Here is a 26,954-nt window from a genome sequence, read left to right on the forward strand (position 1 = left end):
GTAGAACGTAAACAGATTACGTTCTACTTTTTTATTATTGTATTAAGAAATCAATGATAACCTCATATTACTTTAAGCAAGCTAACTACAAACAAGGCCACCTAAATTTTGGGTGGTCTTTTTTATTGCCTAATGAGATATTATTTCAAATGTTGTTTTAAAAATGCCAATGCTACTTTGTTAGCTTCTTTTGCATCTTTTTCATTATACCTGTCAGAAGAAGGGTTCGCAAATGCATGATCTGCTTTATACATCTTAACTTCAAGGTTCTTTTTTGCCTCTTGCATGTGGTCTTCAAAATTGGCCACTACCTCTGGATTAATCCATTTATCTTTTTCTCCAAAGATTCCTAAGACATCACAATTTAATGATGCTAAGCGATCAACATCTTTTACTGGCATACCATAATACATGACACAGGCTTTAGCTTGTTGATGTAATTGAAGTGCTGCCTGTAATGACCAACCTCCTCCAAAACACCAACCAATAGTGGCAATAACTGCATCTTTACCTACATAAGCTAAAGCACCCTGAATAATCGATGCAGCCCTTTTGGGGTCACAGGCTTTCATCAATTTTCCAGCTTCTTCTCTTGTAGTACCTACTTTTCCATCATATAAGTCCAGTGCAATCACATTGACATTTCCCAATTCTTTGGATAGACGATCAGATTCATTTCTAACATAATCATTTAACCCCCACCATTCATGAAATATAAAAATATACTTGTTCGACTTTTTCTTTGACGCTACATAATATCCTTTTCCTTGTTTTCCATTTGCTACATCAAAAGTAATTTCAGTCCCTTTAAAAGAAACATCTCCTAAATCCCTTGACATAGAATGAGCATTTCTGAAAGATTCTTGAGTTGTAAATGCTGCAAAAGCATGTACAGCTTCTATATCTGCATGGCACAATACGGGTTCTTTAGGTTTTTCTGGTTCATGAAGAGCCAATAGAGCGGCAACAAAACTGAAAGTGACTAAAAGGTAAAAATAGAGTGCGTTTTTCATTGTCTTTAAGTTTGGAAGTGGATAATCAGAGTATAAACTCTTCATTGAATAAATGGTTTTTAATTCCAATGAATATAAGGATAAATCGGTAGTTTCACTGATCTAATAATGTGATAAAACAATATATACTTTATTAAAGCTTTATATTTATCCTAGACTTATTATTCAAAAAATTATGTTAGCGTATACTGATAGTAAAGAAAATCAAACTACTCTAGTACTCATCCATGGCTACTGTGAGACTAAAAATTTATGGAACGATTTTATTAAAATAATCACTCCCTACTTCCGAGTAATCTGTATTGATCTTCCTGGATGTGGAGAAAGTCCTAACATTACACAAGCGACTATAGAGTTATCTGATTTTGCAGATCAAATTCATCAAACACTACAAAGCATTGGTGTTCAAAAATATTGTATGGTGGGGCACTCATTGGGTGGGTATGTCACTTTAGCTTACGCTAAGAAATATACTTCCTATCTCAATGGTATTGGACTTTTCCATTCAACAGCATTTGAAGATGATGAAGCAAAAAAAGAAGTAAGAATAAAAGCTGCAGAATTTGTAAGAGAACATGGAGCTAGAGCTTTTGTTGCTCCAATGATTGCCAATCTATTTGATGAAACAAATAGAGAACAGCATAGAGGCATTATTAATAGAATTATCAAAGAAGCAGAAAAAGAGGATGTCGAAAGTATTGCAAAAACCTCTTTAGCAATGAGAACAAGAGAAGACAGTAGTGAACTTATTAGTGCTCTCAACATCCCTGTACTATTTATCGTCGGTAAAAAAGATGTTGCTGTTCCTCTTACTAAAAGTATAGAACAATGTCATCTGCCAAAAGATGCCCATGTTTATTTCTTCGAAAATGTTGGCCATATGGGAATGTTTGAAGAAACAACTAAGTGCCAACAGGTAATTTTAAACTTTCTTACCTATTGCAGTAATCGATAACATATGTTAATCAACATAAATAATCACTTAATAACCTTACTATTAAGTGATTATTTATATAATTTTAGTTAACAAAGTATTACAGATTACACCGCTATCTTTACCTATCCCAATAGAATCTGTACTACTTAAAACCAATAGTGACCCAACTGATATAAGAATTTTCTTTACCTAACATATCTATTTATTAACTATGAAAACTTCTAAATTAATTCTACTCCTTGTAGAATTTCTCTACTGTGTATCATTTAGTGCTTTTGCAGATTCTTCATTTAATGATGATAAGAAAAAGTCTAAGAACAAAGACAATGATCTCATCATTATCGAACCTACAAAACATCCAGCAAATTTTGATTACTTCAATACTCCTCCAGAAGTAAAGAAGGCTCCCTATCTTATTAATATATCAACAGAAAGGTCTTTGGGTCTATTAAAAGATTACAGAAAGCAAACAAGGCATTTAGTTGTAGATACTGAGTCTGATAATATCCTATTTCCAAAGCTTCAGAAGGATATTCACTTTTTAAGAGTCTACAAAGACTCTCATGACCAACAGCCATGCATGATCATTTGGGAAATCAGAGATTATGATGAAAAAGGAGAAATCATTTGGAGAAAGTATACTTATAAAAAGTATAAAACACTTGGATGGAGGCCAGTAAAAAATGATACTATCAAAAAAATCATCTTCTAATCAATAAACAATGATCGCGAATTTTGAACTGCTTATCCATATATTTTGGATAAGTAGTTTATTTTTTGTTATTTTTGACCAATAAGTCAATTAAGGAACTTTTGATAACTTTATGTGACAAAATGCATACTTAGGTGCTGTGATTAATCTGGATATTTGTATTGTTCATTTATTTAAAACATAAAAAACTTAATCATGAATAAAATCCAGAACATCGATCAATACAATGAGTTAATCAGCCAAGGTCAACCTCTATTACTAGATTTCTACGCAGATTGGTGTGGACCTTGTCAGGCATTATTGCCAACAGTTGAGAAACTTTCTGATGAATACCAAGGTAAAGTGGGTATCCACAAGGTAAACATCGAAGAAGTACCAGAACTTGCTACACTACATAAAGTAAGAAGTATCCCTAATTTAGTATTTATCAAAGATCAAGAAGTGGTAAATACACATGTTGGCTTAACAGGAGAAAAAGAATTAAGAAATCAGCTTGACGTTTTAGTCAGCTAATATCCCATTATCATATAGAGTGAGTAAACATTATTACTCACTCACTTCTTTCTTCTGTGATAGGAATACCCTTACTATAAATAAGTGTTTTTTGATAAACGATAAGCTATGAAGTTTTTAAAAACAACCGGTGAATACCTAGAAATCCAGAATTTTGATATCACATCAGACCAAACTAACTTATTCGAAAACTCAGAAGAGAAGCTTACACTAATTTGGTTTACTGAAAACGATAACTACTTAACTATTGATGGCCGTAGATATACATTCATGGCCAATGAAATTGTTTTCCTTACTGAGTTTCATCAGATAGAAAATATTCGATTAAACAAAGGAAAAATCTTACGGTTCAACAGACCTTTTTACTGTATTTTACATCACGAAAGTGATGTAGGATGTAAGGGTATCTTATTTTTTGGGGCATCAAATCTTCCAAAAATAAACCTCACCAATACTGATGGTGAAACACTTAAATCTCTTTGGCAAGTATTCGAACACGAGATAAAATCTTCTGATGAACATCAACTAGAGATGTTACAGATGCTTCTAAAACGTCTTCTAATACTCTGCACAAGAATCATGAAGAGACAAACAGATTTATCCACTATAGAAGAAGATAAGATGACCATTGTAAAAGAATTTAATTTCTTAGTAGAACAACACTTTAGAGAAAAGAAATCAGTAGCAGAATATGCTGAATTGCTTCATAAATCTCCCAAGACACTTTCTAATGTATTCAAGTTATTAGGGCAAAAAAAACCACTACAATTTATACAAGAGAGAGTATTACTGGAAGCCAGAAGACAGATTATATATACAGAGAAGTCTATTTCAGAAATTGCTTATGAATTGGGATATGAAGACCTACAAGCATTCAGTAGATTCTTTAAGAAAACAGAAGGGAGTAGTCCTAGTGAGTATAGGGCACTACATACAAAAAAAGTCAGTTGATGGTATCAACTGACTTTTTTTATTTCCTTTGGAAGGATCTATATTATTTTACAGACATCATTGCTGCAAATTTCTTAGCATCATTAGCTTCTTGAGATTTAGCATACTCATTAGCTACTTTGTTGTAAGTTTCTAAAGCGTTTGCTTGGTCACCGTTTGCTTCATAAGCATACGCTAACTTCATCAAGTAAGCAGGAGTAAATTCTTTATTTGGCTTGTAAGCTACAGCATCTTTGTAAGAAGAGATAGCACTACCAAATTGCTCTTGTTGTACATAAGCATCACCAATTAAAGCATATGCTCTACCTTGTACCAACTCATCATCAGAAGAGAATTTTTCTAAATGTGAGATTGCTTTACCAAACTCGCCCATTCTCATATAAGAAACACCAGCATAGTAGTTAGCAAGATTAGCAGCTTTAGTTCCGCTATACTCATCTGCGATTTGTAAGAAACCACCAGTTAAGTTACCGTCACCGTTAAGTGCCTTACCTAAAGAGTCTTTCTCAAAATAGAAAACTGCAGGAGATAAGTCTGCTTGAGCTTTCTTGTTTTGGTTTTCAATGTTTAAACCATATAAGAAGTAACCAGCGATTACAGCTACAACAGCTCCAATAGCACCAAGTACTAAGTTTTTATTTTTATCTAGGAAACCTTGAGTTTCAATAATGTGTTCTTGTAATACCTCTGCACTCTCAAATACCTCAAACTCCTTGTGTTCATCTTGAGTATTACCTTTCTCTACGTTTTTGTTTTTCTCTTTCATGATCGCCATGTATATATACTATAGGTTTCGTCGCCTAAATGTCTTGAATCAATATTTCAGTCGGCAAATTTAAAAAATTTCGGGCAAACATAATATTTTTAAGTTACGTTTGCACTCAAAAATGATCAATATTACACTTATTTCATAAAAAAAGGCTACCCTTTTTTAAGAGTAGCCTAATTTTTTTATGTTTTCTTCAGTTTATGAATCTAAGAAAGGGTAATTTTCTTCAACATAAACGTCAGTGTAAGCTTCTGATTTTTCAGGATATGGAGACTCTTCAGCAAATTTTACAGCTTCTAATACTCGCGCTTTCAACTTCTTATCGAATTCTTTCAATTCTTCTTCAGTTGCCCACTTATTCTTCAAGATCGTTTGTTTTACTTTCTCGATAGGGTCTTGTGCCTTGTACTCTGCTACTTCCTCTTTAGTACGGTATTTAGCAGGGTCAGACATTGAGTGACCTTTATAACGATAAGTTCTAAACTCTAAGAAGTAAGGACCTTTACCTGCACGGATATGAGCAGCAGCCTCTTCCATTGCGATGTGTACTTCTTCTACCGTCATACCGTCTACTGGACGAGATGGGATATCATAAGCAGCACCTAATTCATATAAGTGAGTTACATTTGATGTACGCTCTACTGAAGTACCCATTGCATAACCATTGTTCTCTACAATAAAGATAACTGGTAATTTCCAAGCCATCGCCATGTTGAAGGCTTCGTGCATTGCACCCTGACGGATTGCACCATCACCAAACATAGTTACACAAAGGTTTTTAGTTCCTTTATATTTCTCAGCAAAGCCAAGTCCTGCACCCATTGGGATTTGAGCACCTACGATACCGTGACCACCTGCGAAGTTCACAGTTTTATCGAAAATGTGCATTGAACCACCTTTACCTTTAGTTGTACCTGTAGATCTACCATACATTTCAGCCATCACCGCACCTGGATCCGTACCCAACATAATTGGATGCGCGTGGTCACGATATGCTGTAATATAGATATCATCTTTTGTTAACGCTGAAACTTGACCAGCTGCACAAGCTTCTTGTCCGATATATAAGTGACAGAAACCTCTGATTTTTTGCTGACCGTATAGTTGAGCCGTTTTCTCTTCAAAACGTCTAACTAATAACATGTTCTCATACCATTCCCAATATTGTTCTTTGGAGAATGCACGTTCTTCTTTCAGTACTTTTTCTTCTTGAGACATCTCTTGCGGTTGTTGAGTGTTAGCATCAAGCATAAAGATGTAGATGCTAAAAGATATTTTATAATTTTTCGTTTTCGCCCCAAATCTGCTAATAAATCGATAAAAAAACAATCTTATTCGAAGGCAATTACAATGTGAAAGTGATTTTTGTCAAGTTTAACTCTCTTCTTTGCTAATAATTGTTGTCAATATCCATTGACCATAGTTCTTTTTCACAAGTACACCCCGTTCCCATGTGATAAAGTGACACTCGATCAAAGATGATTTTTTCTCCTATTTTCTGATGTTTCTTTTCCAATTTTCCCTGCCCAATTGTAATATGAGGTTGATAGTTTTCATATGCATAATCCACAAAAAATTGATTAAGATAGCTTACCCCAGAAAAGGGCATATCTTTATGTATCACACAAAAGTCATCGTTTTGATGTTCTTCTCTTTCAGAGAAATGATAGTTCTTCATTAATGCACAAACACTATAGTGCAAACCAGTTAAACTTTTGTTTAATTCTAAATTCCAACCTACAGTATTTTTATTATGCTGATATAATGATTCTATTCTTAGAGAAGAGAGTTCAGACAAATCCAAAATCCCTAAATAATCTTCTAACTTACTAATTAATTGATCAATACGATTAGCTTCTACCCTACACATACTGATTGAAATATGCGGAACCGTATGTGTACGTTCTAATTTTAGAGTGGTATCTAAGAGTTGTTGATTAATACTTACTAACTCTTCAATATGCTTTTTTGAAGGAATTAAAACTAAATCAAGAGCTATATATTTTTTCATACTGTCAACCATCAATAAAAATTTTTCCTAATTCTAATTATTGATGCAACCTACACATTTAATTTTTGTCTTTAGAACAATACTAGTGCAAATTATCAGTAGTGACTCTCTTCAAAAACAATCAATAACTACTGAAACAAAAACTATAAGATCATGATCAAATTAAGTAAACTTCTATTACCTCTTTTAGGAACACTATTCCTATCCGTATCAGTCTATGGACAAGATGAAAGAAAAACTGATTTCTACCTTTCTGGTGGATTAGAAATCATTTTTTCAGGAATGACGGCAGTCAATATTAACAATCAAGAAATACAGAATGATGTGATTCGTTTTGCTCCCTTTTTTAATGGGCAGACTTATGTGAACATGGATCTTGGAAATCATTTTGGCCTTTTCGCAGGTTTATCAATCCGAAACCTAGGTTTTATTTTTGATGTTCCTGACGAGTATAAAGAGGATGGAATAACAGGTTCAATGCGTAAAAAAATGAGAACTTATAACGTAGGTGTTCCTGTTGGTTTTAAACTCGGTAACCTCAATGGATTCTTTCTTTATGGAGGTTATGAAATTGAACAGCCAATACATTATAAAGAAAAAACATTCGTAGGAGGGAATAAAACGGATAAATTCTCTTTATGGTTTACTGATCGAGTAAATGTACAACAGAGTGTAATGCTAGGTATTCAATTTGCAGAAGGTACTAACCTCAAATTCAAATATTACTTAGACCCATTCTTTAATGATTCTTGGGGAAGCAATCAAGCTAATATTCAAGGAACAACATTAAGTTATAATCAAATTAGTGGCAATGTCTTCTACTTTTCTCTAAACTGCGACATCTTCGATACAAAAAGAAAAATTAATAGAATAAAAAAGGCTAAAGTAACCTTCGATTAAAAAATATATTTATGAACAAAAAACGTCTGTATTTTAATCAATACAGACGTTTTTTTATATCTAGAGTGATCGCAAAAGAACTCATTTACTGCTTTTTTAAAAAATAATTGAGGCTCAGTGTAACATTTCCCAATAACTTGTATCTAAAGAGATGAAAACAAAAAATTTAAGCTCTCAATGTATAACCAATGAAATTTGAAGAAATATATCAGAACTATTGGCAAAAAGTCTTTCGACTAGCAATGGGATATGTCAATGATCATGACCTTGCCAAAGATCTGACACAAGATGTTTTCATTATTGTGTACCAAAAACTCTCTACTTTCAATAAACAATCAAGTATTGGAACTTGGATATTCAGAATTGCCTCAAATACTTGTTTACGTTCAGTAGAAAAAAGACAAAAGCACCAAACAACTGAATTGCCTCAAAATTTGTCTGCTTCAGAAAATCAATTTGAAGACAATGATCAGATAAAGTTTCTCTACCAATGTATCTCAACATTATCTGAAATTGATAGACTGATTATCTCTTTAGAACTCGAGGAGGTTCCACAAAATGAAATTGCTGAAATCGTAGGATTATCGAATGGAAATGTTCGAACTAAAATCCACAGAATAAAAGAAAAATTAAATAAAAAAATGTCGCGTTATGAGTACTCTAGATCTTAAGAATTTATGGCAACAACAATCTTCTTCACAACCTAATGTTGAAGAAGTATTACAAAAGGCAAAATCATATAAGAAAAAGTCTCAACAGTCGATGATCATCTCACATATCACCGCTTTTGGTACCATCGCTTATTTATTATTTATCGCTTTTTATTATGATCCTGAAGTCATTCTTCCAAAAATAGGTATTGGTTTATCGATCTTAGCAGTAGTGATCTACATCTATTCTATTAATGCACTATACCAACTCGTTAATAATATAGGTTTTGATACTACATCAATAGATTATATCAAAAAACTAAAGGAGATAAAAGAAAAACAAAGAAAGATTCAGACAACAACAACTTCTCTTTATTTCATTCTATTCTCTTTAGGTTTAGGATTTTATATGGCAGAATACCTAGTCGCACTAAGTCCTAATTATTCTATACCGATTGCTATAACTACTATCATTTGGGTTGGTATCAATTGGTTTATTTTTAGACCTAGATTAATTAGGAAACAGACTAAAAAGATAGATGAATTAATCAAATACTTTGGAGACTTAGAAAAGAATGTAGACTAACAAAAAAGAGGTTGTATCAAGTAATATTGGTACAACCTCTTTCGCTATATTATTTTAAGCTACTTTCTGTCAAATTCACTTAATTCAAATACTTTCTCAAGAATTTGACGATCATGAATAGTAAAGTCTGCCTTACGTCTTGCAAATACACGTTCTGCAATTTCTATCATTTTATCAAGGTTGGCCACATCATTAGAATCAATAGCACCCCATGCAAAAGATGGAATATGTTTCGGAGGAAAACCTCCTCCAAAAATATGTGCTGAAACTCCTACTACTGTACCTGTATTAAACATAGTATTAATACCTGCTTTACAATAGTCTGCCATCATCATACCACAGAATTGCTGTCCTGTACTCACATATTTACGATCACTATAACTCCAGATTCTTACCGGACCATAGTTATTTTTAAGGTTAGAGTTATTGGTATCCGCTCCTAAGTTACACCATTCACCAACTACAGAGTTGCCTAGGTAACCATCATGAGCTTTATTAGAATAACCAAAAACAACAGAGTTATTAATTTCTCCACCAATTTTACAATGCGGTCCAAATGAACAATCTTCTCGAATTTTTGCTCCCATGTTAATACGAGTTCCTTCTCCGATTGCACAAGTACCCTGAATAATCACTCCTTCTTCAATAACAGCATTTTTACCTATATAAATAGGCCCTTTTTGTGCGTTTAGAATAGATGCTCTCACTTCTACTCCTTCTTCAACAAAAATATTTGCTCTACCATATACAACTGTATGCGGATCTTCGATATGATGACTGACTCTCCCTCTAGTCACCACCTCAAAATCCAACATAATCTGCTCTCTATTGTGAGTAAAAATCTCCCAAGGGTGTTTTATAAGCACTACTTCATCAGCAGGTACTTCAATTTTTTCGAAATCACCTGGTTCATCAGTCATTTTATTAAACTGATGAGAAGTATGTAAGACCAATAAATCATCTCCACAAACTAACCCCTGCCCTTCCTTTAAATTTTGAATACGTTGAATTAAAGGCTTATTAGGACATAAAGAACCATTGATATAATATTGGTCTGATGTATCGTGATTTAACGTAAATTTCCCTTGTAGGTACTCTTCTGTTAGAAATGAAATCTTTGAATTATCAAAAGCTCGCTCCCACTTTTCATGGATTTTAAAAATGCCTACGCGTATATCAGCTATGGGTCTAATAAAAGTAAAAGGGAGTAATTGTACCCTTGCTAAAGGGTTATCGAATAATATGATATTCATGTATTTAGGTATTAATGTTGCACATGCAACATGCTTATAACGAACAAATTAAAAAATCTTTGGTCGGATATAATTACGACAGTATATCGATTTTGTTACAAAATTGCGTCTTAAACTTTTCTATAACAAAAAAAAGCCATGATTTCGAAATGAAACCATGGCTCTTTGTAAAGAAATAGATGACTACTTCTTCTTTCCGTATTTTTTGTTGAATCTATCAACACGACCAGCAGCAGAGATAGCAGCTTTCTTACCAGTGTAGAACGGGTGAGAAGCAGAAGAAATCTCGACTTTGAATAAAGGATAAGTTTCACCTTCGAATTCGATAGTCTCAGATGTAGCTACTGTTGATCCAATAAGGAACTTTTCGTTTGAAGTCAAATCGTGGAAAACCACTGGTCTGAACTCCGGATGAATGTCTTTTTTCATCTTTAAAATATTTTTTACTTTTTCTGTAATCCCAAATCGAAATGCAAAAGTAGTATTTTTAAATCACTGATACAAAATAAATTGCAACTTATTCTATAACAACTATAAATATCTAACAAAAACTACTTAAATCGGTTAAAACCAAGTAGCTACACTAATTGTCTTTGTAAAAGACTCAATGTCTCCTTGTTGATTTTCAGACTGTAACATTAATATAAACTGGCCATAAAATCGTTGTCCATCATCTCTACTTCCGTCCCATTTTAATTGATCACCATACGACAACTCATAATTATTTACGATTGATTTTACCAGTTTTCCAGACATATCAAACAGTTCTAATCGAAGAATATATACGGCATCTTGAGTCGTATTTTGTACCTCAAGAAAATCATCAATACCATCTCCATTAGGTGTAATCAATGTTTTATTAATAACTAAACCTCCAAAATCATTAAAACTATCATTTCCATTACCTTCTCGAGAGTTTCTTTCAGTAGGTGTTGCAAATCCACTACTTTCTGTAGCAGACACCCAATATTTGGAACCGTCAAGTTTCTTATCAAAACTTGATCGCTCTAGGGATATATCTTCAACATTTTCTAGATAATGTTGATGCATTCTTTCATGATAACTAAAGGCATCAATCAAGGAATCCGTTTCATTTAATATAGCTACCCCACCTTCATCATTCGGAAAAGAAGGAAGTTTTAACTCAAAAAGTAATTCTTTATCAACAGATGGATAAAAATTCAAAAAGTTATCAACATCTTCTGTGAACACGAAATAAGAAAAAGGTGGTATTACTAAATGATCTGTGGATATCTTTTTAAAATCATGAACTTCTCCATCTCTAAGGTTAGCAAGTTTGTATTCTTTCAAATCAATATATTGAGCAGAATTATTATGTATTTCTACAAAATCATTCTTTAGTGGAGAAGGATTAAAGAGTATCTCTGATAAATAAAGATCATTTTCGGGGTGTTCATTTAGTCTATGAATAGTTGAAGAAATTATTTCTGTATTAGTAAAACAATCTTTTATTCCCTCTAATACTACCTCATTTTCATCAGTTAAAAATAAACACTGAAACCCTAAACTTCTTTGATCTAAAATATGGATGTCATTATTATTTATTGATCTCCCATTCACTTCAACTGAATAGTTTAATGAAATATCCCAATCTATATTTTCTGTAAACTGAACAATTACTGAATCTCTAAATGAAAAAGCTTGAGCAATGGTCGGTGCATTAATATCAATGAGTGATTGAGAAATCGAATTTTGTTCACCTGCTGTCCCACCTCTGTCGTCAATGGAAGCTGACCAGTTATCTTCACTTTTACACAAGCTATTAATATCAATTAATTCTAAAGACCAGCCACCTTCATTTTTTCTTGTACTTTGATAAAAGGATTTATGATATTTCACTCGGTCAATAATTTCACCTTTTTGATTTACAATAGAAATATCTCCCTCTTCATTTGGTAATGACCTCCATCCTTCTACCCCAATTGCATTAATTCCTAGATCTTCAAATTCTTGTAAGTTATCAACAGGACATAATACTTTATATTCACTTGGAATAATCCAATTATCAGGTAGGTGTATTGTATCACCATTCACTAACATTCTGCACCGATCCAATGAAAGATAATACTTACTTTGGTTATGTACCTCCACGTATTCAGAATCAGGCATTTGACGTTTTGGTGAATGATCAACCATTAACTCAGTTATCAACAGTTGTTGACTAGTGATTAATTTTGGTATTACAAAGCCCTTACGATATGAATTTTGAAGGTTGTTAAAACAATCAACAAAGTTATCAACAGTTAAATATATCAACATTCCGGATGGTAACTCTTTTTCGAATATCAGTTTCAACCGGTAGTTATCAACAAAATATGACTTATTCACAGAGTTATCAACATTGCTAAGCGAATAATCCATTGTATTTTTCAAAGATTCTAACAATAAAGCTTCAGAAAAATAAACATCCAGCTCATAACTGTTGATAACTTTTATTTTTTCGATTATCGGATCTTCAAAATCTTGTAATGTTCCAAAAATAGAATTTTGTTCACATAGAGAATGTCCAGCAGAATTATCACTATAATTCCAATTCACTAAAGGATCACAACTAAATAATGGATCAATTCGTTCTAGAGTTACGCCACCATCATTTGATGAAGGAAACAATTGATCTGAAAAAGTAAAATCATCAATAACAATACGACTATAATTGATCAACTGACATTCAAAATTCGAGTTAGTTAAAGTAGGTAATCCGTCAATTTCAATTATTCTTCTTTTATTATTAAAAGTAAATTTTCTTAAATCATCAACATCGATAAGTACGGCAAATTCAGATGGAGGTAAATAATAATTAGGCAATGGGATAGTGTCCTCATTTACTTTCAATCTTAAACCAACTAGATTCAGAGTATCTTTAGAAGAATTAAATATCTCAATAAATTCATCCTCAGGTCCTCCTATTGAAGGAAAAGGATCAATCATAAATTCATTAAATACAATATCATGTTCCGTAATTGCTTTTGGGAATTGTATTGCTATTGCAACAGCCTCACTTAAGTTATGATTGAAGTCGGATATTCCCTCTGCTATTTCCAGCACCGATATCTCATTATAATTAAATGGGTTACTAAAGTGTATCACAATTTTTTGATCTACAACTTCTACTTCATCGACAATATTTCCTTTTAATAAAAAACGACTTTTGATCTCATTTCTAGATTCTTCTAGAGATTCAGAATAATATAACGTAATACTATTCATGGAAGAAACCTCAGCTGATAATAATGTCGGAGGAGTTTGATCCAATGTAAATCGAATCGTTCCATTGGAAAGAAAATCTCCCTCACAAGTCTTTAACCCTTTTATGTCTAAAGTGTATTCATCATTTTCAATTAAGTTTTCTTCGAACTGAATCAGAATAGAATTCTCATCAACTACCCAATGTCTAATAGATCTATTTTCAAATTCAATATTAGAATCCTTGTCTAGTATTTTATTAAAGTACACATACAACTTATCGGGATTAATCACTTTACTATCCTCAACAATTAGATCAAAATCCGTATAAGAATATTCAAAAGGCTCAGAGGCAATGTCTGTTTTCTGATAATGGTTTACATTCTTATTTTCATCTTCCAATCCGAATATTTCTATATACTGATTACAGCCTAAAGGATTCAGAATACTTAATCGTGTTTTCGAACATTCAATTTGTGTATTTTCTATTAACCTTCCACAAACCTTAATACTATCCATTTTGATTATTTTCTCAGAGAAACTGAGATGTAAAGTATCATTATGAGTCCATACTTTTTTTAATGAGGGTAAGGTGAGATCAAAAAGCATTTTGAGACTTCTTTTCTTCATCAGATTCCCTGCCTTATCTTTAATATTTTGAACTACTAAAGTGTATTCATACAAATCTTTAAAATAGCTAGTAGGATAAATGAGATGAATAGTTTTAAGATCAATCACTACCACTTCTAATGGTTGTTCTTCTTGAATACTATAATTAAATCGATGCAATAGTGAATACTCTTCTATCTCTTCTGAGAAAATCACTTCTAGACTTGAGTCAGATAAAAAACCAAATGAAGTAACCTTGGGTAATTGAGTATCATATTCAAAATACATTTCTAGTGAATCAATAAAATTCCCTAAGGTATCTACATTATTATACAGTATAAGATATAATTCTTCATTTTCTGGAAATACATCATTTATGTATATGGTATCCGAAATGATAAAGCCTTGTGTAGAATAAAAATTTTTAAATAAAGACTGTTCCTCATCTTTTATTGATACTAGGTCATACTTTGAAGGCTCTGATAAAGTAAAAGATACAGAAAACGGACTTTCTATTTTTACACTTTCTAAATGAGGGGGAACTTCATCTTTATGTATATAAGTCATACTATCATAAAGAAGATAATTTCCATCAGTATCACAGAGGTTTTCCACTTCAATCAGATACTTCTTATTATAAGATAGACCAGAAGGCAGCTGAACGGTAATTATATGTTCAGCATGATGATTAACTTCTAATTCTTCGTTATTAAAGAAGATAGAGCTTGACTCTATACAATCTCGGACAACATCTTCATCAAAAAGTATATCCAGTTCATTTTGGTTCTTAGCTTGAAGCATTAAAATCGTTGGAGGAAAAGTGTCTTTTACTTTTTCATGCCGAACAAGCGATGATTTCTTGTACGAGAAATGTTTGCCTCTAGCAGAAGATGTAAATAAAGAACTAAAACCAGTTCGATGAGGGCCATCAGTTACATAAAGTGAAAACTGAAGAACATCTGTCCCATTAATTTTTAAGAACCATTCATTACCATAAGACACTAATTTTACATCATTCCATAACTCACCATATTTCCATGGAAAATTTGTTGAAACAATACGTTCACCAAAATGTTCTACCTTTAAGTTACTACCAAGGTGGATACATAGTTCATCTTCAATGACCCACCAATTGGTCAAATTTGTTTTCTGAAGTGATGAAGAAACTACAAAATTCTGTTGAACCTGAAGATTCCACACTAGTGTGTCCGAAGAATTATAAAGCCACTCTTCTTTATGAAAGAGTTGAACATCTCTTTGTCCAGTTCCACCGTCAGTTTTAAGGCTTGCAATAGAATCTCCGATAAATTGATAACCTCCTGTGGGAGTTTTTCCACTAGATTTTAGTTTTTGTTCTAATTGGTCTGTAAAAAAAACTGAAAAATAATTAGTGGCTTGAGAGTAGGCCGTAAACGGCAGAAGCAACATTAAAAAGAGATAACTCTTTAATAATGTTTTCATTAAGTTTAGCATTTGAAGAGAAATTTATGAATCGTTAAAATAAAAAAGTCTCAATAGTGACTTCTCTCACTATTGATTAAAACTTTTGTCATAAGCAATTTGAAAAACTCAAATTACTTTTGCAATGGATAATTCTGATAAAAGCGCACAGTCGGGAGTGATTTTCGCTCTTGGCTGTGTTTTTTTTGTCTAAAAAGTAACAAATGTCATTTTTTTTTGGAAAATTGTTAATACATGTATTACTTTTAAACGCTTTTATCAGAATTATCCACTTACAATAAAAAAGATGAAATTGGTACAACCCACCTGTGCACTTAAAGCTAAGGGAAGCCAATCTTTGTTTTCTTGTCTTACACCTGATCAACTAGAAAAAGTTCAGCAACATACTTGTCAGTTCTACAAAAAAGGGCAACCTATTTTCCAAGAAGAGTCAGTACCAACTGGAGTTTTTTGTATCAGTGATGGACTAGTCAAAGTAACTAAGTTAGGAAGCAACGGTAAAGAACAAATTTTACGTATTGCTAAACCTGGCGATTTTGTTGGCTACAAATCCTTAATTAAGGGCAATCGATATCGTGCATCTGCGATAGCGATAGAAGATTCATCAATTTGTCTTATTCCTAAAGCGATTTTTATGGAGTTACTCCATGAGAATGTTGCTTTCTACCAGCAAATCGTTCATTTACTGTGTGATGAGATAGACAATGCTGAATCAAAACTTACTGATATCGCTTACAAACCTGTAAGAGGTAGAATTGCAGAAGCTTTGCTTCTATTAGACAAAGCTTTTGAGGACAAAGAACAAATAACCCTAACTAGAGAGGATCTTGCAGGCCTTGTAGGTACTGTGAAAGAAACCGCAATCAGAATTATTTCAGAGTTCAAACATGAGAAACTGATTGAAATCAACAAAAGAAGTATCAAAATAATTAATCCTGATGGCTTAGTAAAAATCAGTCATCTCTACGATTAATTAAGTCCTTCTTTTCAAGAAATAGGTATAAATAGCCATTAACCTCACACGTTATGGCTATTTTTTTTATTCAATTTTTTGCTCTATTTCTTATATAATTCACAATTTTTCGTCGGAAAAACATCTTTTTTCTCAAATTCCATTATTGAATATTTGAAATTTAGTACTTTTGCGATGTCTATAAAGGTACAACCCCCTATTTTTTAGGAATTTCAACTAAAAAACAAACCCTATTGCAACCATGAAGAAGGATGATATCATCTTCGATCTAATAGATCGCGAAAAAGAAAGACAAATTTCAGGCATCGAGCTTATTGCCTCAGAAAACTTTGCTTCAGAGCAAGTGAGAGCAGCTATGGGCAGTGTATTAACAAACAAATACGCTGAAGGCTTGCCTGGCAAACGTTATTACGGTGGTTGTGAAGTAGTTGATGAGGTAGAAAACCTTGCTATCGACCGTCTAAAAGAACTATTTGGTGCGGCTTGGGCCAATGTTCAACCTCACTCTGGTGCACAAGCAAATGCAGCTGTTATGCTTGCTGTATTAAAGCCAGGTGATAAAATTTTAGGTTTTGACTTATCTCATGGTGGTCACCTAACACACGGTTCTCCTGTAAACTTCTCAGGAAAACTTTACAAGCCAACGTTCTATGGTGTAGAAAAAGAAACAGGATTGATCGACTTCGATAAAGTTGTTGAAACTGCTCGTAAAGAAAAGCCACAATTAATTATTGCTGGTGCTTCTGCTTACTCTCGTGAGTGGGATTATAAAAAATTACGTGCCGTGGCGGACGAAATTGGAGCATTATTACTAGCTGATATTTCACACCCATCAGGTTTAATCGCTAAAGGTAAACTTGATGATCCTATCAAACACTGTCATATCGTAACTACTACAACTCACAAGACACTTCGTGGTCCAAGAGGTGGTGTTATCATGATGGGTGAGGATTTCGAAAATCCTTGGGGATTAAAAACTCCAAAAGGTAAAACACGTATGATGTCTTCTTTATTAGACTCTGGTGTATTCCCTGGTACTCAAGGTGGTCCTCTTGAGCATGTTATCGCAGCTAAAGCAATTGCTTTTGGTGAAGCTTTAACTCCTGAGTATGATGCATATGTAACTCAAGTTCAAAAGAATGCACAAGAAATGGCTAAGCACTTCCTAGCAAAAGGATATGAAATCATTTCTGGTGGTACTGATAACCATATGATGTTGATCGACTTACGTTCGAAAAACTTAACTGGTAAGATTGCTGAGAACACTTTAATCAAAGCGGATATCACAATCAATAAAAACATGGTTCCATTTGATGACAAATCACCGTTTGTTACTTCTGGTATGCGTGTTGGTACTGCTGCAGTTACTACTCGTGGCTTAAAAGAAGCTGATATGGGTAAAATCGTTGACTTTATCGATCGTGTATTGATGAATCATGAAAATGATGCTGAAATTGAGAAAGTGAAAACTGAGATCAATGAGTGGATGCGTCAATTCCCATTATTTCAGTGGTAATTAAACATATTATAAGTATTTGATTTTCAAATGCTGACTAAAAGCTAAGTTCTTCATTGGACTTAGCTTTTTTTATATCAAATCACTAGCATTCAACTCATTGAATAAGTTTTTCATCGTTTTTATCATAATAAATGTAACGCTAGCAAACAATTTACCGACGAATAATAGATTTTAACGTATTTTATAATATATCAAATTATACTACTCAATGAAAAATCTATCAATCATCATCTTATCAATCTTCACTATCACTTTCTTTAGCTGTGGAAATAACGACAATAATGAAACTCCCAATAATGGGCCTTCGATTTCAATAGATAATCAAAGTGATGTACTAGAGGTTTATCCATTACAACCCATACGGCTAGATATTTTAGCAAAAACAAATAACGGTCGTCCGGTTAGCGACATCCAAACAAATGCAGATGGCAATTGTATTCAACAACAAGACACAACTCTAAATGCAAATGAAGGCTATCTAAATTATAATCAGCCTGCTCCTTATTCAAAAGGAGATTATACAATAACATTTACTGCTTATACAGATGATGGTAAAACTTCAAATATTAGTCAAAAAATAAAAGTAATAGAAGCTCCATTTATTATTGATATTGACGATAGTAATGTCCCTTCTTCAGCTGCTGAAAATTCGACTTTTACAGTAACAGGTACTATAAAATCAGTTTTACCTTTCAATGGAACAAGTACCTCTATTAATGTTCCTGGCCAAACAGGTATTCAATTTAGTACAAGTGTTCTTGAAGGTGCTTTTGATGCAGTTGTAGATAATAACGCATCTGATTTACCACATTCAAATAGAATTGGTTTCGAAGTTACGGATCATTCATTGGAACAAGATAGCAACGGTTATTACACTTACAATTTCAGTACAACTTATACTGTTAGTACACCAGGAGATAATTCTGAGCTACCTCAAGACAAGTTTACAATCAATATTATCTATAATTTCTTTGACTCTACAATAGGTTGTACAAGTGATAGTGAACCTATGTTTGGAACATGGTCAAAAACAGTCAATATACAATAGATTAACAGAGAGTTTACCAAATATTTATTTATAAGGTGTTCATATACAGATAGGAACACCTTATTTTTATGATGTAATTATGAATTATTTAGACATTTATAAGTGCTAAATTGTTGGTAATCAAAAAATAAAGTAATACCTTTGCCCGTCGCAAACGTTTACCCGTTTTGCGTGTTCAGGTCGAAGTATTTGCAACTAACTGTATCTCAGTAGTGTAAATGCTTCAAGTTTTAATTTTTATTAAACGAAGAATCACAGTGGATACACTCAGTTACAAAACTGTTTCAGTGAACAAAGCTACAGCTCAAAAAGAGTGGGTTTTAATCGATGCTGAAGGTAAGACATTGGGTCGTTTAGCAACTGAAATTGCTATGTACTTACGTGGCAAGAAGAAGCCAAGCTTTACACCAAATGTTGACTGTGGTGATAACGTTGTAGTTATCAACGCAGAGAAAGTTAAGCTTTCTGGTAAGAAAGAGGATGAGAAGGTTTACCTTCGTTACTCTGGATACCCAGGTGGTTTAAAATCGAGAACTGCTTCAGAAATGAGAGCAAAGTTCCCTACAAGATTAGTAGAGAACGCAGTAAAAGGCATGTTGCCAAAAGGGCGTTTAGGTCGTGACTTATACCGTAACTTGTATGTTTATGCAGGTACAGAGCACAAGCACGAAGCTCAACAACCAAAGAAAATTGAACTTTAATAAGATTAAGTGATGGAAGTAATTAACACTTCAGGCAGAAGAAAGACTTCTGTAGCAAGAATTTACCTGAGTCAAGGTGAAGGAAAAATTACTGTCAACAAACGTGAGTTTGGTGATTATTTCCCATCTGAGGTTTTGCAAATCAAAGTGCAACAACCATTAGAATTGACTAATGAGTCTGGCAAGTACGATATCAACGTAAATGTGCAAGGTGGTGGTATTAACGGACAAGCTGAAGCTGTACGTTTAGCAATCTCTAAAGCTCTTTGCGAAATCAACGCAGAACACAGATTGACATTGAAACCAGAAGGTTTCTTAACTCGTGATCCTCGTATGGTGGAAAGAAAGAAGCCAGGTCGCAGAAAAGCGAGAAGAAGATTCCAATTCTCGAAACGTTAATCAAGTATTTTGCAGTTTTGCCGGCATACGATGGTCTTGTTTCAAGACTATCTGCCGCGCTGCTTAGAATACGTTTTGCAAAAAAAATCTACTTGTTAGAAGAATGAAAAATTTAGAATACAAAGAACTGCTTGATGCAGGCGTTCACTTTGGTCACTTGACCAGAAAGTGGAACCCTAAAATGGCTCCTTACATTTTCATGGAGCGCAATGGTATCCACATCATTGACCTGAACAAAACAAAGACTGCTTTAGAGCAAGCACAAAATGCTTTAAAAAATATTGTAAAGTCTGGTCGTAAGGTGATGTTTGTTGCTACTAAAAAACAAGCAAAAGACATCGTTGCACAAGAAGCGGCAAGATTAAAAATGCCTTTCGTTACTGAGCGTTGGTTAGGTGGTATGCTTACTAACTTCCAAACTGTACGTAAGTCATTGAAAAAAATGTCATCAATCGACAAATTAATGAAGTCGGATGAGTATAACTCTCTTGCAAAGCGTGAGCGTCTAATGATGCAACGTGAGCGTGAGAAGTTAGAAAGAGTATTAGGCGGTATCGCTGACCAAACTCGTCTTCCAGCAGCATTATTTATCGTTGATGTTAAGCGTGAATCTATCGCTGTAAAAGAAGCTCAAAAATTGGGTATTCCTGTATTTGCAATGGTTGATACTAACTCAAATCCTGAAGGAGTTGATTTCGTTATCCCTGCAAACGACGACGCATTCAAGTCTGTAAGCGCTATCATGGGTGCTGTAGGTTCTGCGATCGAAGAAGGAATTGGCGAGCGTAAGAAAGAGCGTGACGAAGCTGCATCTGCTGCTGCTGAAGCAGAAAAGAAAGCGGCTGACGAAGCTTCTAATGAGTAATTCTTATCTCGTTTTACCTTTAAATTTTGAATAACAATGGATATTAAAGATATCAAAGAGCTTGAAGCTAAACTTCACGACTTAAAAGTGAAGCAAGGCGATATCTTCAAGCAGAAAAAAGCTGACCGTGATGCTGCAGCTCTTGAAGCTATCCGTAAGGAAGTAGCTGAGTTGAAAGCAAAAGTTAAAGAAGGCTTGGCGGTAAGAAAAGCTGCTAAATAAGTTTAGACTTATATTAGGGTTTTAAACCGAACCCGCATCGTACCAAGTACCTTGCGGGTTCGTTCGTAATAAATTCAAGGTAGTATTACTACCAATTTTTAACCTATCTTTTAAATTCTTTTAGAGATGGCTATCACAGCACAAGACGTAAAAAAGCTTCGTACTATGACAGGTGCGGGTATGATGGATTGTAAAAAAGCTTTAGCTGAGGCTGAAGGCGATATCGACAAAGCAGTTGAGATCCTTCGTAAAAAAGGTCAAAAATTAGCTGCTAAAAGAGCTGATAGAGAGACTACTGAAGGTCAAGTTTTCGTTTACACTAACGATGACAACTCTAAATCAGTTGCTTTAGCATTCGCTTGCGAAACTGAACCTGTATCTGTAAACGACGAGTTCAAAGCATTAGGTCAAAAATTACTTGACGCTGCTGTTGCTTCAGACGCTAAAACTGCTGAAGACGTTCTTGCATTAGAGATCGACGGTGCTCCTGCTACTGAAGCAATCACTGCTCTTACTGCAAAAATGGGTGAAAAAATGGAAATTAGCGGTTTCGCTAACGTTTCTGGTGCTGCAGTTGCTGCATATAAGCACGGTTCATCAATCGCGGTATTAGTTGAGCTTTCAGAAGCTGCTGACGAAACTGTATTAGAAGCTGGTAGAAACGTAGGTATGCAAGTTGCTGCTATGCGTCCATTAGCTTTATCTGCTGATGATGTAGATCCTGCAGTTATCGCTAAAGAAAAAGAAATTGGTGTTGAGCGTGCACGTCAAGAAGGTAAGCCTGAGCATATCTTAGAGCGTATTGCAGACGGTTACGTGAAGAAATTCTTAAAAGAAAACACTCTTCTTGAGCAAGCTTACGTTAAAGAGCCTAGCCAATCGGTTAAAGCTTACGTAGGTAGCGTGAAATCTGGTATGGAAGTTAAGTCTTTCTTCAGAGTTTCAACTGGTAAGTAATTCATTCCGAAAGGAAATAATTATATTAAAAAGAGGTCTAATCTTCATTGATTAGACCTCTTTTTTTATTAAATAAATGGATGATAGATTGACAAGAACTGAGAAAACTATTCCACAAAAAAAGGACACTCTACAGAAAATAGAGTGTCCTTTTTATATATTTTGATTTATCGAATTAGTTAGACCATAAGTCTGATTCAAACTCAACTAAATCATATTTGTATTCTAAGCCTTTCATTAGGGCAATATCACCTTTAGCATCTCCATACAATAAAGCGATATCTTTATCTTGAGTATTAGAGTATTTAGTGATCTTACCATCGAATAACAATAGATCGAATGCATCTGATAAGTTTTTACTTTCAGCAAGGTTCTTATCATTGTACCATAGTGCATCTCTATTTTCTTTGAATAAGTTTTCAACAACCTCTTTGTAAGAGAATGAAGCAACTTGTCTTTCTAGAGTACCACCGTTATTCTCAGCAGGAAGAACTAATGATAACACTTGTATGTCGTGAATCCACTTACCTCTTCTTCTATCGAATAAGATATCAACCTTTACATCCATCAAATAGATATCTTCAGGATATAATTCATCAGACGATTCAGCTACAGCTCCACCGCCAGCACTACCAGAGTCATCACCCCAGCCGCCACCGCCGCCAGTGTCACCCCAGCCGCCGCCGCCGCCGCCGCCCCAATCGTCGCCGCCGCCCCAGTCGTCACCGCCGCCTGAGTCGCCACCTAGATTAGGTTTCTTGATGCGTTCTTTAAACTCATCAATTGTTAAACGTTTCTTTAAAGAATCATTTTCATATGGTCTAAGCAAACTACTCTTTACTGCATCAATCATTAGCTTAGGTAACCATCTATTCTTTGCAAAGAAAGGTTGGTTGATTTTATCATTAAGATTAACTCTATACCAAACAGTTCTTTTGAACATTATATCTGCATTACGAACAGGTCTTACAGAGTGCTTATTCCATTCACTCTCATCAATCTCCTGTGCATAAGCCACACTAGCAACGATAGTCAATGCTAGTAGAAGTAATCCTCTTAGACTTTTCATAATTAAATTCTTAGTATACTGCGATAGTTGTAATACCACCTACACCTGGTACAGTCTCTGTATTACCTTGTGAGTTTTTACGTACAACTTTTTTCACATCGATTACAATACGTACACCATCAGTTTTTGGTGCGTTTCTTAGGATATTTCCAATATCCATATCTTGCTTACCGCCAGTAAGACGAATTGGTTTACCGATTGGTTTAGTACCAAAAGCAACTGTTGCTTCCCAATCCACAACTCTATAGTTTGCCTCATCTGGTAAAGCTGCCTTAAATTCTGAATCCGCCACTGGACGAACACGTAATTTAGAAGTTTTACGAGAGATACCTTTCTTTAAATCCACACCTGGGAATTCAATTGAAGGTTTAGGTACACCACGAGTTTTGAAAGATTTAGTACCAATCTTATTACCACCACTTGTTACAGTTAAGTTTACTGACTTAGCTTTTAACGTTGGGATAATCGTTGCTACTTTACCTTTACTCATTACTTTAGCGTTAGTTGCAGTAAATCTAGGATTGTAAGACTCACCTAAAGCAGGTACGTCAACAACTAATTTGTTTGCAACATTTCTATATAAAGCATTTACTGTAGCTGAATTAACTGAGATAGATGGTTTTACAACCACATATTCTTCTTCAACTAGTAATGTTGTATCACCGAAAGGAGTTGTATAAGTAATAGCACCTTTCCAAGTTTGAGTTGAACGACCGTTTTTGTCATATTTTACTGGCTTTGCTGGGAACTTCACTTCACCAACACCATCTACAACTTTAATAGAACTACCGTTATACTGCATTCTTGGTTTTGCAGCTGAAGAAGACGCAGCAATAAACATTGTTGCCTCATAATCTAAACCTGCTGCTACATACTTAGATGTAGGTTTTACAACTGCAACAACTTTATCGAAAACTACTCTACCACCTACACGATCATTAAGTACTTTTAATACTTTAGTTTCATTTTGAAGAACTTCTGATGACATTTCTGAAAGAATTGCCATACAAGCTGCAGCTGGAGTTTCTTCAAATTGAATGTAAGCGAAATCTTTATTCTTGTTGTCCTTATCGTTTTTATATTGTGGCATATCCTTCGCAGGTTTCGCCAACTTACCGATCTTCTTCCAAGTCTTAGTAGTGTCAAACTTCTCAGCTACTGCATCATAATGCTTAGCTAATTCATTTAACTTCTTCTCTAAGTCGTATGCTTTACCTTTTTTCTTAGCACCTTCAACACCGATCAGGATATTACCAGGAATTTGAGTATCACTCTTTCCTTTTAATTCTCCGTTTTCTTTGCCTCCAGTTTTCTCAATGATTTCTTTTTTCAAATCATCGATATATGCGATTACTTTAGATGTTTCTTTTCTTAAAGCTTGAGCTTCAGATAAAACTTCTTTTGTAATTTCATTATTCTTCTTTGCAACTGCAGCTTCAATCGCGTGCAATTGTCTATCATTTTCTTGATGAGTAATGCCATTTGAGTTCTCTAAAGATTGCTCAATAAACATAAACTTGTCAAGTACTGTGTTACTTACGTTCAACGCAAGCATGGCCATTAGCACTAAGTACATTAGGCCAATCATCCGTTGTCTTGGTGTTTCCTTACCTCCTGCCATTAGTCTTTTAAGATTATTGTGTTAAAAAATAGACTTTGTGAAAGACTAAAATTAACCTTTCATTGCAGTTAGCATTTTACCATATACATTGTTCAACTGAGTTAAGTTAGTTGTCAATGTAGACATTTGAGTCTTGAATTTAGAAGCTTCTTTAGATGCTTCATCCATACTTTGAACAGCTGTAGCTAAATTACCGTGGAACTTGTTAATAGTCTTAAGGTGGTTGTTAGCATCCTTAAGTTCCATTTCGTATACTGCATTTAAAGCACCTAAGTTCTTAGTAATTGCTTGTACTTGAGCTTGGTGAGCTTTAGAGTCAGCAGCAGTACCTTCCATAGTTTTCATTGCTGTAACTGTAGTAGAGAAAGACTTATTCAAGTCGCCCATTGATTTTGTAGCTACTTGTAAGCTTCTTGAGTACTCGTCTGATGCACCTGCTACGCTAGCAACAGATTTCATTTGACCTACTGACTTGTTTAAGTTCTCCATACCTGAACCAAAGTTCTTGAATACTTCTGGAGTTAATTTAGCGTCAGCAAGTAATTTATCCATAGCACCTAATGCTGCTAAGTCTTTTGAAGGATCTGCTTTTGCTTTCTTTTTAGGAGCAGCAGCTTCACCGCTTAATAATTCTGGATAAGCTAATTCCCAATCATAATGTTTCTCAACTGGAGGAGCTGGAGCAAATGCACCCATAAAGAATAATAATGCCTCAGTAATTAGACCCGCTGCTAAGATTGGACCACCGTTCGGTAAGTGAAGAATCTTGAACATGGCTCCAATAATTACAACTGATGCTCCTAAGTTTGTTAAGATCGGAACATACACTCTGTAGAACTTTTGTCTACCTGTTTCGTGAAAATGGCTCATTTCTGTCTGCTTAAAAATTTTCTAATTGATGTTTTTGATAATGTTGCTTACCAATAAGATGGTTATAAAACACGTTCAAACTAAATTACTAAAAATCAAATCCTGAAGATCTACCCAAGTTGATCATTACACAACGGAATCCAATATAAGATCTCGCTTGTGTCTCAAACTCGTATGATCTAGTACCTGTTTGGATGTAATAAGGAATATCTTTCCAAGATCCTCCTCTTACAATCTTCTTAGGTTCATTAGGATCTGTATAAGTTGGGTTCAAGTCCCAAACAATCGGATAACCAGCAGGGTTGTAAGCATCATCACACCACTCTGCAACATTACCTGACATATCATACAAACCAAATCCGTTAGGGAAATAAGCTGCAACTGGAGATGTATATGAATATCCATCATCATAATAGTTACCTCTACCTGGTTTGAAGTTTGCTAAAGCACATCCCTTACCATTTCTCACGTAAGGTCCACCCCAAGGGTATTTCGCCATATCAAGACCACCTCTTGCAGAATATTCCCACTCTGCTTCTGTTGGTAATCTAAATGCTGGCATTTCCGCCATACCTTGCTCTGTTCTATATCCGTTGTAGTGTCTTGTTCTCCAAGCACAGAATTCAACTGCAGCTCTTCTTGTAACACCTACTACTGGATAATCGTCAAATGCAGGATGACTGTAGTAATAGTCTTGCATAGGCTCACCCATATGGTAAGAGAAATCTTTTTCCCAAACAGTAGTGTCTGGTCTTAATTCCTCTTGAATCTGTTCGTAAGTCCAGTCTGCACTAGTATCAGATTCAGCCTCCATACCTTCAATAAATTGACGGTATTCATTGTTTGTAATCTCTGTCTCATCCATGAAGAAGCCACTAATAGTAACTTGTTTGTTCATGTTGATCATAGAGTACGTAATATCTTCATCTGCCTGTCCCATGTGGAATGTACCACCAGGAACGTTCGTCATACCGTAAGGTATAACTTGCGCATCCCATTCAGGACGGTCTTGAGAGCCTATTAACTCTCCACCATCAGAGCCGCTTCCGCCTCCTAATAGGCCGCCCCCTCCACAACTCTGAGTTAAGACAGCCAAAATGCTTAACAAACCCGTAAGCCTTTGTAATGACAAGCTTTTCAT

26 protein-coding genes are annotated in these 26,954 nt (G+C 34.5%); 15 read left to right on the forward strand and 11 right to left on the reverse strand.

Annotated elements, in window-relative coordinates:
• Window positions 1–140: 140 nt before the first annotated feature.
• Window positions 141–1,013: a dienelactone hydrolase family protein gene (locus QL232_RS25240; protein WP_281616259.1), complete on the reverse strand. Its 873-nt coding sequence runs from the start codon at window positions 1,011–1,013 to the stop codon at window positions 141–143.
• Window positions 1,014–1,188: 175 nt separating this feature from the next.
• On the opposite strand from QL232_RS25240, the gene QL232_RS25245 reads away from it, so the two are divergent.
• The 4 genes from QL232_RS25245 (at window position 1,189) to QL232_RS25260 (ending at window position 4,126) form a co-directional block, all read left to right on the forward strand.
• Window positions 1,189–1,968 (forward strand): alpha/beta hydrolase, encoded by a 780-nt coding sequence (locus tag QL232_RS25245; protein ID WP_281616260.1) that lies wholly within the window; start codon window positions 1,189–1,191, stop codon window positions 1,966–1,968.
• 193 nt (window positions 1,969–2,161) lie between these two features.
• Entirely contained in the window at window positions 2,162–2,662 is a 501-nt protein-coding gene (locus QL232_RS25250; protein ID WP_281616261.1) for a hypothetical protein, read from the forward strand.
• 195 nt (window positions 2,663–2,857) lie between these two features.
• Entirely contained in the window at window positions 2,858–3,175 is a 318-nt protein-coding gene (gene trxA / locus QL232_RS25255) for a thioredoxin (RefSeq protein ID WP_168885424.1), read from the forward strand.
• Between the two features lie 108 nt (window positions 3,176–3,283).
• A complete protein-coding gene (locus QL232_RS25260) occupies window positions 3,284–4,126 on the forward strand; it encodes an AraC family transcriptional regulator (protein WP_281616262.1) in 843 nt (280 codons plus the stop codon).
• Between the two features lie 43 nt (window positions 4,127–4,169).
• Here the strand turns inward: QL232_RS25260 and QL232_RS25265 are convergent, their stop codons facing one another.
• From QL232_RS25265 to QL232_RS25275, 3 genes are all read right to left on the reverse strand, one after another.
• Window positions 4,170–4,892: a tetratricopeptide repeat protein gene (locus QL232_RS25265; protein ID WP_235958355.1), complete on the reverse strand. Its 723-nt coding sequence runs from the start codon at window positions 4,890–4,892 to the stop codon at window positions 4,170–4,172.
• 201 nt (window positions 4,893–5,093) lie between these two features.
• Window positions 5,094–6,113 carry a pyruvate dehydrogenase (acetyl-transferring) E1 component subunit alpha gene (gene pdhA / locus QL232_RS25270; RefSeq protein WP_281616277.1) on the reverse strand — a complete coding sequence of 340 codons (1,020 nt, stop codon included), beginning with the start codon at window positions 6,111–6,113 and terminating at the stop codon, window positions 5,094–5,096.
• A gap of 172 nt (window positions 6,114–6,285) precedes the next feature.
• The gene (locus tag QL232_RS25275; RefSeq protein ID WP_281616263.1) at window positions 6,286–6,906 is read right to left on the reverse strand and encodes a hypothetical protein; all 621 of its coding nucleotides are present in this window, start codon (window positions 6,904–6,906) and stop codon (window positions 6,286–6,288) included.
• A gap of 153 nt (window positions 6,907–7,059) precedes the next feature.
• Between QL232_RS25275 and QL232_RS25280 the strand changes: the two genes are divergently transcribed.
• The 3 genes from QL232_RS25280 to QL232_RS25290 all read left to right on the forward strand — a co-directional run bounded on the left by QL232_RS25280 (window position 7,060) and on the right by QL232_RS25290 (window position 9,042).
• The gene (locus QL232_RS25280; RefSeq protein WP_168885429.1) at window positions 7,060–7,806 is read left to right on the forward strand and encodes a hypothetical protein; all 747 of its coding nucleotides are present in this window, start codon (window positions 7,060–7,062) and stop codon (window positions 7,804–7,806) included.
• 188 nt (window positions 7,807–7,994) lie between these two features.
• Window positions 7,995–8,477 carry a sigma-70 family RNA polymerase sigma factor gene (locus QL232_RS25285; protein ID WP_281616264.1) on the forward strand — a complete coding sequence of 161 codons (483 nt, stop codon included), beginning with the start codon at window positions 7,995–7,997 and terminating at the stop codon, window positions 8,475–8,477.
• The gene (locus tag QL232_RS25290) at window positions 8,458–9,042 is read left to right on the forward strand and encodes a hypothetical protein (RefSeq protein WP_281616265.1); all 585 of its coding nucleotides are present in this window, start codon (window positions 8,458–8,460) and stop codon (window positions 9,040–9,042) included. Before QL232_RS25285 ends, QL232_RS25290 begins: the two co-directional genes overlap by 20 nt.
• Before the next feature lie 59 nt (window positions 9,043–9,101).
• Here QL232_RS25290 and QL232_RS25295 read toward each other — a convergent pair whose 3' ends face one another.
• The 3 genes from QL232_RS25295 to QL232_RS25305 form a co-directional block, all read right to left on the reverse strand.
• Entirely contained in the window at window positions 9,102–10,295 is a 1,194-nt protein-coding gene (locus tag QL232_RS25295; RefSeq protein WP_281616266.1) for a GlmU family protein, read from the reverse strand.
• A 183-nt stretch (window positions 10,296–10,478) separates the two neighbouring features.
• Window positions 10,479–10,724 (reverse strand): type B 50S ribosomal protein L31, encoded by a 246-nt coding sequence (locus tag QL232_RS25300; protein WP_168885433.1) that lies wholly within the window; start codon window positions 10,722–10,724, stop codon window positions 10,479–10,481.
• Between the two features lie 135 nt (window positions 10,725–10,859).
• Window positions 10,860–15,569 (reverse strand): hypothetical protein, encoded by a 4,710-nt coding sequence (locus tag QL232_RS25305; RefSeq protein ID WP_281616267.1) that lies wholly within the window; start codon window positions 15,567–15,569, stop codon window positions 10,860–10,862.
• A 286-nt stretch (window positions 15,570–15,855) separates the two neighbouring features.
• On the opposite strand from QL232_RS25305, the gene QL232_RS25310 reads away from it, so the two are divergent.
• From QL232_RS25310 to tsf, 8 genes are all read left to right on the forward strand, one after another.
• Window positions 15,856–16,542 carry a Crp/Fnr family transcriptional regulator gene (locus QL232_RS25310; RefSeq protein ID WP_168885435.1) on the forward strand — a complete coding sequence of 229 codons (687 nt, stop codon included), beginning with the start codon at window positions 15,856–15,858 and terminating at the stop codon, window positions 16,540–16,542.
• A 241-nt stretch (window positions 16,543–16,783) separates the two neighbouring features.
• Window positions 16,784–18,058: a serine hydroxymethyltransferase gene (glyA, locus tag QL232_RS25315; protein WP_168885436.1), complete on the forward strand. Its 1,275-nt coding sequence runs from the start codon at window positions 16,784–16,786 to the stop codon at window positions 18,056–18,058.
• Between the two features lie 211 nt (window positions 18,059–18,269).
• A complete protein-coding gene (locus QL232_RS25320; protein ID WP_281616268.1) occupies window positions 18,270–19,109 on the forward strand; it encodes a hypothetical protein in 840 nt (279 codons plus the stop codon).
• A gap of 257 nt (window positions 19,110–19,366) precedes the next feature.
• Entirely contained in the window at window positions 19,367–19,810 is a 444-nt protein-coding gene (gene rplM, locus QL232_RS25325; RefSeq protein WP_281616269.1) for a 50S ribosomal protein L13, read from the forward strand.
• 12 nt (window positions 19,811–19,822) lie between these two features.
• The gene (rpsI, locus tag QL232_RS25330) at window positions 19,823–20,209 is read left to right on the forward strand and encodes a 30S ribosomal protein S9 (RefSeq protein WP_168885439.1); all 387 of its coding nucleotides are present in this window, start codon (window positions 19,823–19,825) and stop codon (window positions 20,207–20,209) included.
• Between the two features lie 103 nt (window positions 20,210–20,312).
• On the forward strand, window positions 20,313–21,074 hold the full coding sequence (gene rpsB / locus QL232_RS25335; RefSeq protein WP_168885440.1) for a 30S ribosomal protein S2: 762 nt from the start codon (window positions 20,313–20,315) through the stop codon (window positions 21,072–21,074).
• 36 nt (window positions 21,075–21,110) lie between these two features.
• A complete protein-coding gene (locus QL232_RS25340) occupies window positions 21,111–21,296 on the forward strand; it encodes a hypothetical protein (protein ID WP_168885441.1) in 186 nt (61 codons plus the stop codon).
• Window positions 21,297–21,422: 126 nt separating this feature from the next.
• A complete protein-coding gene (tsf, locus tag QL232_RS25345; RefSeq protein ID WP_168885442.1) occupies window positions 21,423–22,253 on the forward strand; it encodes a translation elongation factor Ts in 831 nt (276 codons plus the stop codon).
• 175 nt (window positions 22,254–22,428) lie between these two features.
• On the opposite strand, the gene QL232_RS25350 is transcribed toward tsf, so the two are convergent.
• From QL232_RS25350 to QL232_RS25365, 4 genes are all read right to left on the reverse strand, one after another.
• Window positions 22,429–23,322 (reverse strand): gliding motility protein GldN, encoded by an 894-nt coding sequence (locus QL232_RS25350; RefSeq protein WP_168885443.1) that lies wholly within the window; start codon window positions 23,320–23,322, stop codon window positions 22,429–22,431.
• Window positions 23,323–23,332: 10 nt separating this feature from the next.
• Window positions 23,333–24,943, reverse strand: coding sequence for a gliding motility protein GldM (gene gldM, locus QL232_RS25355; protein WP_168885444.1), 1,611 nt, complete (start codon window positions 24,941–24,943; stop codon window positions 23,333–23,335).
• Window positions 24,944–24,994: 51 nt separating this feature from the next.
• Window positions 24,995–25,813, reverse strand: coding sequence for a gliding motility protein GldL (gene gldL / locus QL232_RS25360; protein ID WP_168885445.1), 819 nt, complete (start codon window positions 25,811–25,813; stop codon window positions 24,995–24,997).
• An 88-nt stretch (window positions 25,814–25,901) separates the two neighbouring features.
• The gene (locus QL232_RS25365; protein ID WP_168885446.1) at window positions 25,902–26,954 is read right to left on the reverse strand and encodes an SUMF1/EgtB/PvdO family nonheme iron enzyme; all 1,053 of its coding nucleotides are present in this window, start codon (window positions 26,952–26,954) and stop codon (window positions 25,902–25,904) included.

It is taken from the genome of Flammeovirga sp. SubArs3 (assembly GCF_947387565.1).
Lineage (GTDB): Bacteria > Bacteroidota > Bacteroidia > Cytophagales > Flammeovirgaceae > Flammeovirga > Flammeovirga agarivorans.